Annotated in this window: 14 protein-coding genes; 11 read left to right on the forward strand and 3 right to left on the reverse strand. The window is 37.3% G+C overall.

From position 1 onward, the window contains the following. Positions 1-11: 11 nt before the first annotated feature. The 7 genes from ACXYMX_RS01105 to lgt all read left to right on the forward strand — a co-directional run bounded on the left by ACXYMX_RS01105 (position 12) and on the right by lgt (position 7,202). A complete protein-coding gene (locus ACXYMX_RS01105) occupies positions 12-689 on the forward strand; it encodes a response regulator transcription factor (protein WP_459042366.1) in 678 nt (225 codons plus the stop codon). Between the two features lie 15 nt (positions 690-704). Continuing rightward, positions 705-1,622 (forward strand): F510_1955 family glycosylhydrolase, encoded by a 918-nt coding sequence (locus ACXYMX_RS01110; protein ID WP_459042367.1) that lies wholly within the window; start codon positions 705-707, stop codon positions 1,620-1,622. A gap of 23 nt (positions 1,623-1,645) precedes the next feature. After that, entirely contained in the window at positions 1,646-2,380 is a 735-nt protein-coding gene (locus ACXYMX_RS01115; RefSeq protein ID WP_459042368.1) for a cytochrome c biogenesis CcdA family protein, read from the forward strand. A gap of 80 nt (positions 2,381-2,460) precedes the next feature. After that, positions 2,461-3,171, forward strand: coding sequence for a cytochrome c biogenesis CcdA family protein (locus ACXYMX_RS01120; protein ID WP_459042369.1), 711 nt, complete (start codon positions 2,461-2,463; stop codon positions 3,169-3,171). A 342-nt stretch (positions 3,172-3,513) separates the two neighbouring features. After that, a complete protein-coding gene (gene resB, locus ACXYMX_RS01125) occupies positions 3,514-5,163 on the forward strand; it encodes a cytochrome c biogenesis protein ResB (RefSeq protein WP_459042370.1) in 1,650 nt (549 codons plus the stop codon). Then, positions 5,163-6,347 carry a c-type cytochrome biogenesis protein CcsB gene (gene ccsB / locus ACXYMX_RS01130; RefSeq protein ID WP_459042371.1) on the forward strand — a complete coding sequence of 395 codons (1,185 nt, stop codon included), beginning with the start codon at positions 5,163-5,165 and terminating at the stop codon, positions 6,345-6,347. The genes resB and ccsB overlap by 1 nt, the downstream gene beginning before the upstream one ends. Before the next feature lie 45 nt (positions 6,348-6,392). Beyond that, the gene (gene lgt / locus ACXYMX_RS01135; protein WP_459042372.1) at positions 6,393-7,202 is read left to right on the forward strand and encodes a prolipoprotein diacylglyceryl transferase; all 810 of its coding nucleotides are present in this window, start codon (positions 6,393-6,395) and stop codon (positions 7,200-7,202) included. 153 nt (positions 7,203-7,355) lie between these two features. Here the strand turns inward: lgt and ACXYMX_RS01140 are convergent, their stop codons facing one another. The 3 genes from ACXYMX_RS01140 to ACXYMX_RS01150 form a co-directional block, all read right to left on the reverse strand. Then, complete coding sequence (locus ACXYMX_RS01140; RefSeq protein WP_459042373.1) at positions 7,356-9,395, reverse strand: copper-translocating P-type ATPase; 2,040 nt, start codon at positions 9,393-9,395, stop codon at positions 7,356-7,358. Between the two features lie 301 nt (positions 9,396-9,696). Then, complete coding sequence (gap, locus tag ACXYMX_RS01145) at positions 9,697-10,704, reverse strand: type I glyceraldehyde-3-phosphate dehydrogenase (RefSeq protein WP_459042374.1); 1,008 nt, start codon at positions 10,702-10,704, stop codon at positions 9,697-9,699. A gap of 623 nt (positions 10,705-11,327) precedes the next feature. Then, on the reverse strand, positions 11,328-12,254 hold the full coding sequence (locus ACXYMX_RS01150; protein ID WP_459042375.1) for an endonuclease I family protein: 927 nt from the start codon (positions 12,252-12,254) through the stop codon (positions 11,328-11,330). Positions 12,255-12,739: 485 nt separating this feature from the next. Here ACXYMX_RS01150 and ACXYMX_RS01155 point away from each other — a divergent pair, with 485 nt between their 5' ends. From ACXYMX_RS01155 to ACXYMX_RS01170, 4 genes are all read left to right on the forward strand, one after another. Continuing rightward, positions 12,740-13,663 (forward strand): plastocyanin/azurin family copper-binding protein, encoded by a 924-nt coding sequence (locus ACXYMX_RS01155; protein WP_459042376.1) that lies wholly within the window; start codon positions 12,740-12,742, stop codon positions 13,661-13,663. Positions 13,664-13,712: 49 nt separating this feature from the next. Next, the gene (gene spoIIP / locus ACXYMX_RS01160) at positions 13,713-14,528 is read left to right on the forward strand and encodes a stage II sporulation protein P (RefSeq protein ID WP_459042377.1); all 816 of its coding nucleotides are present in this window, start codon (positions 13,713-13,715) and stop codon (positions 14,526-14,528) included. A gap of 366 nt (positions 14,529-14,894) precedes the next feature. Further along, positions 14,895-15,056 carry a hypothetical protein gene (locus ACXYMX_RS01165; protein ID WP_459042378.1) on the forward strand — a complete coding sequence of 54 codons (162 nt, stop codon included), beginning with the start codon at positions 14,895-14,897 and terminating at the stop codon, positions 15,054-15,056. A 42-nt stretch (positions 15,057-15,098) separates the two neighbouring features. Continuing rightward, complete coding sequence (locus ACXYMX_RS01170; protein WP_459042379.1) at positions 15,099-15,680, forward strand: redoxin domain-containing protein; 582 nt, start codon at positions 15,099-15,101, stop codon at positions 15,678-15,680. Positions 15,681-15,826: the final 146 nt, after the last annotated feature.

Raw genomic sequence — 15,826 nt, forward strand, 5'->3', positions numbered from 1 at the left:
GAGTTGAAAAAATGCGGACAATTTTACTGATAGATGACGAACATAGGATGATGGATTTGCTGGAGTTGTTTTTAGCGCCTCATGGATTCAAGTGCATAAAAGCAGATAACGGAAAAAAAGGTCTTGAACTACTAAAAAGTGAAAAAGTTAATCTTGTTTTACTGGATGTAATGATGCCAGAAATGGATGGCTGGGAAGTGTGTAGGCAAATACGTGAATTTTCAAACGTACCCGTGATCATGCTCACAGCGAGGGCAGACAAGACAGACTTAGTAAAAGGGTTAGACAATGGTGCTGATGACTACATTACAAAACCTTTCGATGAAGGGGAGCTTACAGCTAGAGTGAACGCATTGTTAAGACGTTATCCAGATGATGAAAAAAACTCGGAAAATATCGTCTTTGAGGACTTCGTACTAAATAAAGATTCCTATTCAATCCATTATAAAAACAAAGCTGTGCAGCTTACATTAAAAGAGTATTACATTATTGAAGCGTTAATTACTCAGCCCAAGAGGACGTTGACTCGTGAGCAGTTGTTGCTTGCCGCATGGGAGTATAACACGTATACGGACATTCGAACAGTGGACTCACATATACGAAATTTAAGAGATAAACTTAAAAATGCTGGATTCCCTAATGAAGAATTTTTAAAGACAGTATGGGGAATTGGGTACAAATGGAATTAAAGGAGAAGGAATCATATGAAAAATAACATGTTGATCGTTGGACTACTTGCCATGGCTATCTTATTGGCTGCGTGTAATAAGGAAAGTAAAAATTATGCTTTTGAAGAAGTAGAAAATAATAAGTTTGAACATTTACATGGTCTAGGATATATAAGCGGAGGACCAGATATTGTAATTTCAACGCATGATGGACTATACGAATACGCAAATGAAGGATGGAAAGAAGCAAATAGCGAAAAGCACGATTATATGGGCTTTCAAACAATACGAGAAGGTTTTTTCTCGAGTGGTCATCCGGAACCAGGAACTAGCTATAAAAACCCACTTGGTCTAATTAAAAGTACAGATCGTGGTGCGAGCTTTGAAAAGTTAGCGTTTTACGGAGAAATCGATTTTCATTATCTTGCAGCGGGTTATGACTCAAACGCAATTTATGTGCTAAATGAAATGCCGACAAAAGAATTAGCAGGTGGTCTTCACTATACGTTAGATGAGGGTGAAACTTGGGAAGAGGCTTCTATGAATGATTTCGATTCAGAGTTCATCTCGAATTTGGCAGCTCATCCGTTACAGAAAGAAGTGATTGCCATTGGAAGTAAAGATGGCATATTCCTTTCGAAGGACTACGGTGAAAACTTTGAACTTTTTAATGACACAAAAATGGTTCTATATTTAACGCTGACTGAAACCAAAGGACTTTTTTCGAGTTATGAAAATGAAACAGTGGAACTCAAATCGTTTGCATATGATAAAGATCAAGAAAGGGCAATTCAACTTCCAGCTGAAGTGATGAGTCCGATTGTTTTTATCGCAGTGAATCCAGAGGATGAGAATGAGATCGTCATCGCAACGTATTCTAATGATATTTATTTAACGAAAGACAAAGGGGGCAATTGGACTTCACTTGCAGAGAAGGGAACATTGGCGAAATAAGAAAATGGATGGTGCTTAAATAAATGTATAGTTTGATGTCGAAAATCAGTCAAACAATAACAGAGCCTGTGACAATTTTAATTAATAATTTTGAACAATTTCCACTGCTAGTCGCATTTTTATTGGGGCTAGTTGGAGCGGTTGCCCCTTGTCAACTAACTGGAAATATGAGCGCAATCACATTATACGGAAACAGAACAATTCAAATGAAGGACAATATGGCTGAAATTGTAGCCTTTATTCTTGGAAAGGTAGCTGTGTTCAGTTCAATTGGCCTATTTGTTTGGTTCTTTGGTGAATCATTCAAAACGTCTCTAACAGAATTATTTCCATTGTTCCGAAAAGTAATCGGACCACTTATTATACTCACTGGTTTAGTATTGCTTGGGGTTCTTAGTCTTAGATTCCTACAAAAGATAACAAAGCATATTCCTATGCGTTTACGTAATGGAAAGCTAGGATCATTTATGTTGGGGGTAAGTTTTTCATTAGCGTTCTGTCCGACTATGTTTGTAATCTACTTTGTCTGGCTTATGCCTCTTGTTGTGACTAATTCTTACGGTTTTGTCTTGCCTGCTGTTTTCGGAGTGGCAACTTCGCTACCACTCATTCTCCTGTTTATTTTAATATGGATTTTTGATGCGAAGCGTCTTATTATGAAAAGAAGTATGAGGATAGGAAGAATTGTCCAACGGTTTGCTGGTGTTACTTTAATAATTATAGGGATCATGGACACAATCACTTTTTGGGGGATTTAATTCCAAAAACTATTAATACAAAGAGAAACAGTGGAGTTTAATGTGTCCTTTGGAATGGAATAGAGAAGGAGTCTAGATAGATGTTTGCAGATTTGAACTTGTTACTTGCATTTGGAGCTGGTTTTTTAAACTTTATATCGCCATGCACACTACCGTTATATCCTGCTTTTATATCTTACATAACGGGAATGTCGATTGACGAATTGAACTCAGATAAAGGGAAGTCTCGGAAGAGTGGAATTTTGCATACAATTGTTTTCTTGATAGGTTTTTCGGTTATCTTCATCTTTCTCGGTTATAGTTCATCGCTAGTGGGTACATTTTTTTATCAGTATCAAGATTTACTTCGTCAAATAGGTGCGATTTTTATTTTCATCTTCGGTTTGATGATCTTAGGTTTCTTTACACCTAAGTTTCTTATGAAGGAGAAGAAATTACAATTTAAGAATAGACCAGCCGGTTATTTTGGTACGTTTCTTATAGGTCTGGCATTTGCAGCCGGATGGACTCCTTGTACAGGACCAATAACGGGAGCTGTATTCATGATGGCTGCACAAAATCCGGGGTCTGGAATGTGGTATATGCTTGTTTATGTCTTAGGGTTCGCAATCCCATTTTTCCTACTATCCATTTTTATTACTCGTGTTAAATGGATCCAGAAGTACAACCGAACAATAACAAAAGTTGGGGGCTACTTAATGATTGCACTAGGTATACTCCTCTTCTTCGACGGTCTAACTTACATCATAATTTGGATTAGTCCATTTTTTGGCGGATTTATGGGGTTCTGATGAAGTACCTAATTAGGAATTAATTATTCAATTCACTTGTTTTATTATAAATGGGGGCACCTTAGTAAAATGATGAAAAAGAGCACTTCAGTCAAATAGACTTCAAATCTAAAGTCCGCGGTAGTGTGCGGGCTTTTTCTGTTCAACTATTTAAGATTAATAAAGGAAGTTTCTAGTGGTGAAAATTGACAAATTAGGTGTTCACATACTTGTCTTAAGGAATCCATTAATACTGCACATTTACTAGGTACAATTCAATTTAGGAGGTTCTATGAATATTTTAATGAACTAGTAAAGCCATGGTCCATCAACAGTATAAATGATAAAGGAGTCAATCCAAACATGAGCAAAATAACATGCCAATGTGGTCATGAAAACCCATTCGGTACAGTACTTTGTGAGCAATGTGGAAGACCACAGACAGAAGAGGCGAAAAATAGTAAGCTTGTTGACATGAGATACGAAGGTTCTGCAAGAAGATCACAAACATATCAAAGGTCTATTATCGACAAAGTTTGGAATTTTTTCTCTAGCGTTAAAATAGGCGTTAGTATTATTATTGCAGTTCTTGCCACTTCAGCACTTGGGACACTGTTTCCCCAAAAACTTTATGTTCCAGCAGTAAGAGAGGTGGACATAGCGGCTTATTATGAAAAGTATTATGGAGTTGCGGGTGTTCTCTACTATAAGTTGGGCTTTTATGATATGTACAACAGTTGGTGGTTCATCACATTAATTGGAATGCTTGGAATTTCTATAATCATCGCAAGCGTCGACAGGGTCATTCCATTATACAAATCATTAAAAAAACAACGTACGAAACGCCATGTCTCATTCATGAGAAGACAACGTATTTATGGTCTAGATACGGTTGAGGATGCAAATCTGACAATGGCGAAAGCAGAAGAGAAACTAAAAAAACTTCGTTATAATGTGAAAGTCGAAGATGGAGCGATATTAGCAGAAAGAGGTCGATTTTCAAGATGGGGCCCATATGTCAACCACGTTGGGCTGATTATCTTTCTTTTTGGTGTACTGCTGCGAGGCCTCCCTGGTTTTTATGTAGATGAAACACTTTGGCTACGTGATGGGGAGACACGCACACTACCTGGGGCACCTGGGTATTATTTGAAGAGCCATGAATTCATTATTGAGACCTATTCTAAAGAAGAAGACGCAGTTTTTGGCGAGGCAATAGACCGCGTTGGAACAATCGTGAAAAACTTCCAGTCAGACGTCACGTTATATAAAGAAGCTGAGGGTGGTCTTCCAGGTCAGTCCGAACAACTGGAATTTATTAAAGATTATTCAATTACCGTTAACAAACCGCTTAATTTTGACGGATTTAATGTATTTCAGATGGACTATCGTCTCGATGAACTAAAATCGATGACATTCCATCTTACAGAAAAAGCAACAAATGCATCACTTGGTGAATTCACGATTGACCTTATAAGTCCAGAGACGATTTACGAACTAGCAGAAGATACATTTGTGGAATTAAAGGATTATTACCCCGATTTTGACGGTTTTGAAGATGGAAAACCTGTTTCAAAGACGCCTCTTCCAAACAATCCGGGATTCTTCTTTAAAATGGTGACACCTAATACCCCAGAGGGTGAAATGAGTTTTGTAGCGATACGAGAAACAATTGAAACGAAAGAAAATGATTACAAAGTTACATTTCAAAGTGCGGAAACACGAAATATGACTGGGCTCGTTGTTCGTAAGGATAAGACATTGTATATATTACTTCTCGGAGGGATTATTTTTATGATTGGGGTTACTCAAGGGTCGTATTGGAATCATAGAAGGTTGTGGATCCAAAAAACTGAAAACGATGAGATAGTCCTCGCGGGTCATACAAACAAAAATTGGTTTGGCTTAAAAAAGGATCTTGAAAAAGTGAAAGTTTTTGCAGATTTACCAAATTATGAAGATAGACAGGATTCTGAAACCAGTTCGGATGAAGAGAAAGGAGAAAATGAATAATGGAACTTGCGTCTTTAAGTGCTAATTTGCTCCTCGTCTCATTTGTCGCTTATCTAGTAGCGACGATGTTCTTCGGCGGAGCAGTAAAAGGTTCGAAGTCGGAAGCAACATATAAAAACAATAGATGGGGAAATATTGCAATTGTTATTACAATTATCGGGTTCATAACGCATTTAGGGTACTTTGTTGTCCGTTGGATTGCTTCTGGACATGTACCGGTAAGTAATATGTTCGAGTTTACGACTGCATTTGGAATGATGATTGTTGGGGCATTCATTTTATTGTTTTTCCTATACAAAACACCATCACTTGGCTTGTTTGCATTGCCACTTGCAGTAATTATTATTGGATATGCAAGTATGTTTCCAAGGGAGCTTGCACCACTCATTCCAGCGTTACAAAGTTACTGGTTGACGGTTCACGTTATTACAGCAGCGATCGGAGAGGCGATTCTCGCAATTAGTGCAGTTGCAGGCCTTGTGTTCCTATTGAAAAATATTGACTTGACGAAAAAGTCGAAACAACGTTTTTGGTTGGAATCGGTTATGTTCACACTAATTCTTTTTATCGGCTTCATCTTGTCCTCATCAACATTTGCTGTTATCGGATATGAAGCCAAATTCACTTATGTTAATCAAAAAGAGCAACTAGCTCAAATTGTCTATAATTATCCTCCGTTATTCGGTATGAATGAGTACGAATCGCTTACACCGGATAAGATGACACCATTTGTGGAAATGCCTGCAATTGTCAATGGAAAGACGTTAACGACGCTCGTGTGGTCAGTTGCAACGGGTATTGTTCTCTATTTGTTACTCCGACTTATTGTACGCCGTCCGGTTGCAACATTATTCCAGCCGTTTGCGAAAAAGGCGAACTCTCAAGTTATGGATGAAATCGGTTACCGATCGGTCTTGATTGGGTTTCCAGTATTCACACTAGGTGCGCTTATTTTCGCAATGATTTGGGCACATGAAGCGTGGTCTAGATTTTGGGGATGGGATCCGAAAGAAGTATGGGCACTTATTACATGGCTATTCTATGCGGCCTATCTTCATCTACGGCTCTCCCGTGGATGGGAAGGCGAGAAGTCAGCATGGCTAGCGGTCATTGGGTTCATAATCATTATGTTCAATTTACTTGCAGTGAACTTGATTATTGCAGGCTTGCATTCATACGCATAAGAAGTAACACCTACTATAAATCATCAAGAGGGAAGAGGTTGATACATGATTAATCTACTAGCAATAAACCCTGTTGCATTCTCGCTTGGCCCACTTGAAATTCGTTGGTATGGGATTTTAATAGCTCTCGGTATCGTTCTTGCATTTATATTTGTCCAAAAAGAGATGGTGAAACGTGGTATGCATCCAGATTTTCTGACGGATCTTCTTCTCTGGGCGGTCCCGATTTCAATTATAAGTGCACGGATCTATTACGTTATTTTCTCTTGGGATTACTATAAAGAAAACCCTGGGCAAATTATTCAGATTTGGGAGGGCGGTATCGCTATCCATGGTGCGTTAATTGGTGCTTTTATTACGTCGTATGTTTACACGAAGCGCCGTGGTGTATCGTTTTGGAAAACGGCTGATATTGCAGTTGGCGGTCTTTTGATTGGGCAAATAATCGGGCGGTGGGGCAATTTCATGAACCAAGAAGCGCACGGAGGCCCAGTTTCGGAGAAATTCCTAGAGGCAACAATCATTCCAGATTGGATCATGAATCAAATGACGATTGAAGGTGTGACGTATCATCCGACATTCCTTTACGAATCGCTATGGAATGTTGCGGGGCTTATCGTTATTATATTGTTGCGTAGAGTGAACTTAAAGCGTGGGGAAATATTTTTATTTTACCTCGTTTGGTATTCCGCCGGACGATTCTTCATTGAAGGAATGCGGACAGATAGCTTATATGTGATTGGTGAACTTCGGGCGGCACAGCTTGTGTCCGCCATAGCTATTGTCACAGCAGTCATCATTTTTATAGTTAGGCGCTATGTCCATAAAACGGGTGAAAATTATCTTGATGAGTAGAAAAGGACCTTTGGGATTTATATCTTTTTAAGAAGTGAAACAGATTTGATTTTCAAAAGAAGAAATTAAACAGTTGATTACAAGAGATACAAAAACTCCATGTAGAAAACATGGAGTTTTTTGTATCTAGAAAAGTGATTAATTATTATTTAATCAAATCTTCAGCAAACGTGCATTGATTGCTACGATAACGGTACTAAGAGACATTAAAATTGCTCCGACTGCAGGGCTTAAAACAATTCCAAACTTATAGAGTGCTCCAGCAGCTAACGGGATTGCAAGAATATTATATCCAGTAGCCCACCACAAGTTCTGTGTCATTTTGCGGTAGGTAGCCCTCGAAAGCTTTATAATATTTACAACGTCAAGGGGATTGCTTTTGACAAGAACAACATCTGCTGTTTCAATCGCTACATCAGTTCCAGCGCCTACAGCAATACCTAAATCTGCATTTGCAAGAGCAGGGGCATCGTTTACTCCATCTCCAGTCATAGCCGTTCGAAGGCGTTCAACGTTTTGGATGTGCTCAATTTTCTCAGACTTTTCATGTGGAAGGACTTCAGCAAAAATTTCTTCCATTCCCAGTTGCTCGCCTATATAATGTGCAACCTTTATATTATCTCCAGTTAGCATTATTGATTTGATGTTCATTACTTTTAGCTTATTGATGGCATCTATCGCTGTTTCGCGGACGATATCTGCAAGGGCGATCATACCCGCAAATTGCTGGTCGATTAGCGTAAATACAACCGTTTTTCCTTCAGATGACCATTTGTCAAATTGAATAGTATCAAATTGAAGATTCAGCTCTTTCACATAGCCTGGACTAACGACTAAGACCTGCTTTCCGTTAACAGTTCCTTCCAGACCTTTCCCGGTCAATGATTGGAAATTCTCAACTCGTAGAAGGGGGATACCCATTTCTTCTGCTTTCCTAGTAACACCTTTAGCAAGGGGGTGCTGGGACTGTGCCTCGACTGCGGCTGCATAGGAAATGACATCTTCTTCACTGAAGTCCTTGGATGTGTGGATGTTTGTTACACCAAACTCACCTTTTGTAAGTGTACCTGTTTTATCGAAAACAACTGCTTCAATATTTCGAGCACCTTCAAAAGCTGCCCGATTACGTATTAGAAGTCCATTTTTGGCCGCTATGGATGTAGAGACGGCGACGACTAGTGGAGCTGCTAGGCCTAGAGCATGTGGACAAGCTATAATGAGTACAGTTACCATTCTTTCCATCGCGAATGACACGGGATAACCAAGTGAAATCCAGATTATAAAAGTTAGCAAGCCCGCTGCCAGTGCCCCATAAAATAACCACTTTGCAGCTCTGTTGGCAAGATCTTGAGCCCGTGATTTGGATTCTTGAGCTTCCCTGACCAAGGTAATAACTTGCGAGAGATAGGTTTCACTTCCGGTCTTCATGACAGTAATGACAAGAGACCCTTCACCGTTAATGGATCCACCGATAGCCTCTAGGCCGGCTTCTTTTTCAACAGGGACCGATTCACCTGTAAGCATCGATTCATCAATTGTCGATTTACCTTCAAGGATTTGTCCATCTACCGGTACTTTTTCGCCAGGCTTAACGAGTACACGATCTCCTTGTTTCAACTCCGTTACATCTACTTCTGTAATATTGCCTTCTTCGTCAATGAGATGAGCTTCCGAAGGCATTAACTTCGCGAGCTCTTCTAAAGCTTTTGAAGCACCCATTACAGAACGCATTTCAATCCAGTGACCAAGTAGCATAATAACTACGAGTGTAGCCAATTCCCAAAAGAAATCATTTTCTGCAAAACCGAATATAGCAGCTGTGCTGTACACATAAGCTACTGTAATAGCCAATGTAATCAGTGTCATCATGCCAGGGGTCTTATCTTTTAGTTCATCCTTTGAACCCGTAAGGAAAGGCCATCCCCCATAAAAAAATACAAACGTTGACAGTGCAAATAAAATGTACAAGTCACCCGTGAAACGCCAGTCAACAACAAGGAACATTTGAATCATCGGTGACAAAATTAAAATAGGAACGGTCACAATTAATGATATGAAAAATCGCTTTTTAAAATCCTCTACCATATGTGCGTGATGATCATGGTGATTGTGGTGGCCTTCATGAGACTGCGAATTTTCGTGAGTAAGATGTTCATCATTTTCATTATGATGGTCGTGTGAATGATTTGACATAGAATTAACTCCTCTCCCTTGTTTAGACAATAAATGTACGAAATAAGTATATCGACAGATTATTTACTTTAATTTGACGATTAAAATTAAGTTTGATTTGCGGTAAAGTAGCCATTATAAGAATTCTTTCTACTGGTTATTTTATCGTGATTTAACTTTAGCAAAAATGGATTCTTTATTTCATTTATTTCGTGCACAAACAATTAATTAACAGATTGATAAGATGGGTGTTTATAGCCATTTGTAGTAAATCTATGAATAATTCAGGCTACACTATCTTTCGTAGAACCAACCAACCTTTTTAGTTGATATTTATTTCAGCAAAATGTTCTGTCAAACGAACAAGATTAGATACAAAGCCATATTCACTGTCGTACCAAGAAACAGTTTTAATAAGTTGATTATTATCATTTTCAACGATATCTGTTAAAGTTGCATCAAAAATAGCACCGGCTGAAGTTCCAATAATGTCTGAAGACACAATTGGTTTTTCAGAGTATTCGAATGAAGGATTAGCTGCTTCTTTCATTGCTTTATTTACTTCTTTAATTGTTACATTTTTCTCTAAATTTGTATACAATTCCACTAAAGCTCCACCTAAAAGTGGCACTCTAACCGCTGTACCATCAACAATCCCGTCTAACCCAGGAATGACTTTTCCAACAGCTTTTGCTGCTCCAGTGGAGGTTGGAATTGCATTCATCGCGCCTGCTCGTCCACGTCTTAGGTCTGAATTAGGCCTATCATGCAATGCCTGTGATGGTGTATAGGCTTTAACTGTACCCATATAACCAGTTACAATTCCAAAGTTATCATGTAAAACTTTCGCCACTGGGGCTAAGCCATTAGTTGTACAAGAGGCGGAAGAAATTATTCTGTCATCCTTTGTAACAATGTCCTCATTGACACTGTAAACAATCATCTTAGTTTTCTCATCTGCTGGAGCAGTTATGATTACTCTTTTTGCACCTGCATCCAGATGTGCTTGAGCCTTATTAGCAGTTGCATAAAAACCGGTTGCCTCTAACACGATGTCAATTTCCAATTCACTCCATGGTAGATTTTTTGCATCTGCTTCATGGTAAACTTTAATTTCCTTACCATCAACAACCATGATATTTTCACGAACCCCTACTTCATATTTTAATCGACCATAAGTTGTGTCAAATTCTAATAAATAAGCCAAGTTTTCAATATTTGCCAAATCATTAATTGCAACTAGTTCTAGTTCCGTATTCGTGTCTAATAATCTTCTTAATGTAGTTCTTCCTACACGCCCAAATCCATTAATAGCTATTCTTGTAGTCATTTATTTTCCTCCATAAATAAAGTAATTAGTTATTTTCAGGTATCATCTAAAATCATCTTGGGAGTTTTTCACAAGTCGTTTTAAATAATCTTGACCTTACTAACAACTTCGTTAATAAGAAATTGCGCCGTTTCTCCTTATGATTCAGTCGTAATTTTAATCGACTTCACACATTATTAGAATCAAGATTAATCTACTTTTACCTGTCCCATCATGCCGTTGTCTTCATGTTCAAGGAGATAGGAATGGGGGCTATGGAACATATACACACCCTTATCCTTAAACTATAAGGTTATTGTAACCGTCTCACCTGAGTGAATAGTAAATTACTGTTTTTACAGTGCCAATCATTTTCCGGTGATTCTTCCCCATATCTGAAAATATTTTAAATTGAGCTCCGTGAATATGGAATGGATAAAGCACTCTGCCCATTTCGTCCGGTTTATTATATATCCCCCATACTTCAGTGTCCCTCTTTTTGTTGTGTGAAATTAACAATATTTGTTACAGTGAATTCGCCTTGTGTTAAAGTGCCTGTATTATCAAAAACGATTTCTTCAATTAGAAAATCGAGTTCATAGATAAGTATATTGACTTTACTGGATTTTTTTCTGCGTCTTTTGCTATGAAAAAGCTACTTTTTCTGTCAGGTTGGGGAAGTCGATGAAAGGATTTCGATTTCCTTGAATTTCAAAAATCGCTTTATTTCTATGCTTTTCATAAATAGTTGCGGGAAATTGTTCATGCCATCGAAATAATAATGCCAAATTTATTTCTTTTCTATATCTCTTTATAATAGTTTTAGGGTAACGCAATAAAAAATAAAGCGTTGCACGGGCGGCAGTACCTTTTCCATATTCCGGTTCAAAGCGGCCCATTGCATAAAATCCGCAGTGATTATGAACTTTTTTGGAATCTGTTTTTGATTCAAATTCGTAATATGGAAAGTTTGATCGAATGCTATTGCATTTTGGTTCACAAGCAAATAGAGTATGTAAATCTCCTTTCATTGGTTCTCTTGCTTTAAACCAAGATTGTGGCACAACGTGTTCAGCATTAAATTTATATTGGTTTGAAATTTTTCGAACCTGTTTATCAATATTTTTACTGGAGTCCTTTTTGTTATTAATGAGTTTTCCATAAAGGTCGAATCGTCTTTGAATGGTTATGAATTCTTCTTCGATAATTTTTTGAGGATTTTTCTGTATTCCAGAGTAGATGCTTATTAATTGTCCATTTGGTTGAAGATCCACCCACGTATACAGGTATTGATCTTTACTAATATAATATGGATACTGAAATTTATGAGTTTGCTTTACTAAACTTTGTAATTCTCGGTGTAATTGTATAGATGTCGAATGACTAAAAGAAATCGTACAGTAATAATGTTCAATCCATGTCTGATCTTGTTTCTGATCATAATATAATTCGTGCTTTGTTTTAATCTTTTGTTGATTCATTGTTAATTCCGCTAAAAGTACAACTGGGTCACAACTTTCCATACACTTTAATTCGTTCAACTTACTTTGGATTAAAACATTGGATTCCACAGTTCCCCTCCTTTTGTATTTTATACAAGATATTGGAATTTAGTGGGGTGGGTGTTAACATCTATAAACGTAATATATATAAATTTTTCACACGATAGCTAAATACCCTTTTAGAGTTATGTTCTAAGTGATTCGATTCATTATTTGTTCGACCATGTATGCATTGTACACACGATGCCCTTCATGAGAATCCCGTTCTACCTAATTAGGATGCTGTCCAACTGCAATATGTTTTTCCGGTTCATAGCGATTGTGTGAATGATTGGATATTCAATTGACCCCCCCAGATTTATCCAATTATAGTATACCTATTAAATACGCAAGAACTATGCAGAAGATATGCTCTTTTTATATTTAGAAGAATACAAATATCCCCAGATGTCAGTCATGTAGTTCACATATATTACATACCCTTGTAAGGTATATAATCTTTCTTTGCAATATGGAAACATAATTATCTTTTAGTTTGAAAAAGGTGGGGTATGATGGGGGACTATGAATTATTTATATTAGGTTCACTTGGCTTGTTAACAGTTGTGGTTATTACGTTAGCGATAATCTGGAGAAAAGCTTTTCGAACGATGCAAGGGATGATTATTTCAATGTATTTTGGGATGAATGTAGGTTTGACTGCAGGTGTTCTATTAGGCGCAGCATATCAAGGGAACTTGTATTATTCAACAATACTATCAATAATTATTGGTATACTTGCGGGTTCTTTATGCGGTTATTGTTTCGGCATTCTCTCTGCATTAGAAGGAGTAATGGCTGGTTTGATGGGTGGCATGATGGGGGCAATGTTAGGTGAAATGATTAATGTCAACCAGTCAACTAACTTGACGCAGATTTTCTTACTCCTTTCTATTAGTACAATTTTCATTATTGTCATTTTAAAAACTTCGAGAAAAAGTAAAATAGAAAATAAAAGATGGTTTTTAAAACCGGTTTTACTATCAATATTTATTGGGGTATACCTAATAGCCGGTAATTTATTGGCGGAAGAGAACAAGAAACCGATGAATTCCAAATTACAACATGGTGCTCATTCATCGATAATTAATAGTACAGAAGAATTTAATAAGAATAGTCAAGTTATTACTATAGAAACTACTGATATGAAATACTCACAAAATGAAGTTATTCTAGAAAAAAATAAACCAATTACATTAACACTCAAAAATCTGGATACGATTGAGCATGATATTGAAATCAGGACTACCTTTTTCAACATGATTAAGGGATCTAAACATAATCATGGAGAAGATAAAGATTTGTTACATTTACATGCTGCACCTAAAAATAAGGAGACTCTTTCATTTACGCTAACCGAATCTGGTGTTTATGAATTTTATTGTACGATTCCAGGACATAAGGAATTTGGGATGATAGGACGATTTATTGTAAGTTAAATACTTTAACATACCTAAGTTGCATATATAGGTTGATGGAGGGTTGCCTATGCGGAAATCGTTAAAAATCTGGAGCGTACTTATCTTCTTCCTCTTCCTATTTCCAATTGTTTTGGAACAGATTCCAAATGAAATACGGAAAGAAGTAGCGGTCATTTCATCCGATGAGCAAAAATTAGTTTACGCGGCAAATATCATCGAACCGGACCCTGTAATCCAAACTGGAAAGCGTGCACTTTTATATGCCACACATTCACAGGAGGCATTTGAACCCATCACACTTAAGCATGACGGAAAAACTGCAGTTTACCATCCGGAAGCGAATATTATGAATCTCAGCGAAACGATTAAATCGCATTTGAAGTTAAATGGTTTACGTGCGGATATTATCGACGTCGACATTACAGCGGAAATGAAAAAAGCAGGAATTCCTTTTCACAAATCGTATGATGTAGTTAGGCCGTATGTACAGAAATCGTTAAACGAGGTGGATTACGACATCATACTCGATATACACCGAGACTCCCTCAAAGCAGACAGAACAACAGTCACTTACGAAGGTGAAAGGTTTGCTCAAGTCGTGTTTGTAATCGGTGGTGACCATGATAACTTCAAAATGAATCAAGATTTAGCTAAGAAAGTAATGGCCGGCATGGAACAAATTGTGCCAAATATAACAAAGAATATCGTATTCAAATCAGGTCATGGTGTGGATGGAAAATATAATCAGGATCTTCATAAACGTCTTCTACTTGTTGAAATGGGCGGAATTGAAAATGACGAAGCAGAACTAAATAGGACGTCCGCTGTACTCGCAAAAGCAATTTCACAGATAATAATGAACGAAAGTCTAGCAAAAAACTAATCATGCTCAAACTCCACTACAATACAAATATCTCCAATAGGAATGAATCAAGAATTATCACTTTAAAGCCCTTAGACACTCCAAAAGGAGTTTTTAAGGGCTTTAAAAGTTTCAGCAGACCAGTTCTTTCCTGCATATTTTTCGCTCTTCACTAAAAATGCATAAATACTGAGTATACTCGGATTTGAAGGAGGAGAATTTTATCTAAGTAGAAACTTGCTTTTCACAAGTGCAGCAGTGGGATGCTGAATACAAATATTGATCTACCAAATAAACACTGTAATAATTCAATCCATGTAAAGGGGTATTACTGAAGGATGGTTTAAATCACGTATTTATTACTTTAGGTCGTTTATGATGATATTAATGAAAAATGTGTATAAAAAATATAAAGATGGCGTAGTTGCAGCAAATGAAATTGATTTAAAATTTACCAGTGATGAATTCGGGCATGTTGATGGTACGGATGGATCCGGAAAATCAGTAGTTAATATACTATCCATAACTGTAAAAATATTAGATAAATAATTTTTTAGGCTGCTACAAAGAAAATGGAACGGAGGTACAATCGTGAATAACCGAACTGTATGTATGGTAATAATCGCTTTAATTATCGGGACGTTGGTTGTTATGACGGTTAAATCGAATTTGGAAACAGCGAAGCCGATTGATAAGGTTGTTGTTGGGTCAGCTAGTACAACAAATGAATACGAGTTCGGACTTGAAACAGGAAATACACCGCCTGATTTTGAACTATCAACTCTGACAGGTGACAAAATAAAACTAAGTGACTACAAAGGAAAAAAAGTTATACTCAATTTTTGGGCATCGTGGTGTGCTCCATGCAAGGCAGAAATGCCGCACATGCAAAACTATTATGCGAAATATAAAGATTCAGCGAACGTAGAAATTATTGCGGTTAATTTGACGACCGCAGAGAGAAGTGGGATTGCGGGTATCGAGAAGTTTGTAGACGAATATGGGCTAACATTTCCGATACCACTTGATAGTGATGGTGAAGTAATGAATTTATATAGGATTGTGCCAATTCCAACAACGTATATGATTAGCACAGATGGGAAAATCAAACATAAGTTTATTGGTCCAATGGATGAAAAAATGATAAAAGAATTTGTTGAAAGTCTGAATTAATTGAAGCTGGACTTTAGGTGGTTAAGTAATTATTTCAATTCTTTTTAGTAGAATTGAGAGGGGTCATGAGAAGGGGAAATGTCAATGAAAATCATAAGTATAAAAAACGTCTAGATTTGGAATCTAGACGTTTTTTTATGTGCGCT

This window comes from Sporosarcina sp. CAU 1771 (assembly GCF_054482775.1).

What these genes read in the sequence shown, in the direction of transcription:
- ACXYMX_RS01120 (WP_459042369.1), top strand. Translation starts at nt 2,461, where the DNA reads ATGTTTGCAGATTTGAACTTGTTACTTGCATTTGGAGCTGGTTTTTTA.
- ACXYMX_RS01155 (WP_459042376.1), top strand. Translation starts at nt 12,740, where the DNA reads ATGGGGGACTATGAATTATTTATATTAGGTTCACTTGGCTTGTTAACA.
- resB (WP_459042370.1), top strand. Translation starts at nt 3,514, where the DNA reads ATGAGCAAAATAACATGCCAATGTGGTCATGAAAACCCATTCGGTACA.
- ACXYMX_RS01105 (WP_459042366.1), top strand. Translation starts at nt 12, where the DNA reads ATGCGGACAATTTTACTGATAGATGACGAACATAGGATGATGGATTTG.
- ACXYMX_RS01140 (WP_459042373.1), bottom strand. Translation starts at nt 9,395, where the DNA reads ATGTCAAATCATTCACACGACCATCATAATGAAAATGATGAACATCTT.
- ACXYMX_RS01115 (WP_459042368.1), top strand. Translation starts at nt 1,646, where the DNA reads ATGTATAGTTTGATGTCGAAAATCAGTCAAACAATAACAGAGCCTGTG.
- ACXYMX_RS01110 (WP_459042367.1), top strand. Translation starts at nt 705, where the DNA reads ATGAAAAATAACATGTTGATCGTTGGACTACTTGCCATGGCTATCTTA.
- ccsB (WP_459042371.1), top strand. Translation starts at nt 5,163, where the DNA reads ATGGAACTTGCGTCTTTAAGTGCTAATTTGCTCCTCGTCTCATTTGTC.
- lgt (WP_459042372.1), top strand. Translation starts at nt 6,393, where the DNA reads ATGATTAATCTACTAGCAATAAACCCTGTTGCATTCTCGCTTGGCCCA.
- ACXYMX_RS01165 (WP_459042378.1), top strand. Translation starts at nt 14,895, where the DNA reads ATGAAAAATGTGTATAAAAAATATAAAGATGGCGTAGTTGCAGCAAAT.
- spoIIP (WP_459042377.1), top strand. Translation starts at nt 13,713, where the DNA reads ATGCGGAAATCGTTAAAAATCTGGAGCGTACTTATCTTCTTCCTCTTC.
- gap (WP_459042374.1), bottom strand. Translation starts at nt 10,704, where the DNA reads ATGACTACAAGAATAGCTATTAATGGATTTGGGCGTGTAGGAAGAACT.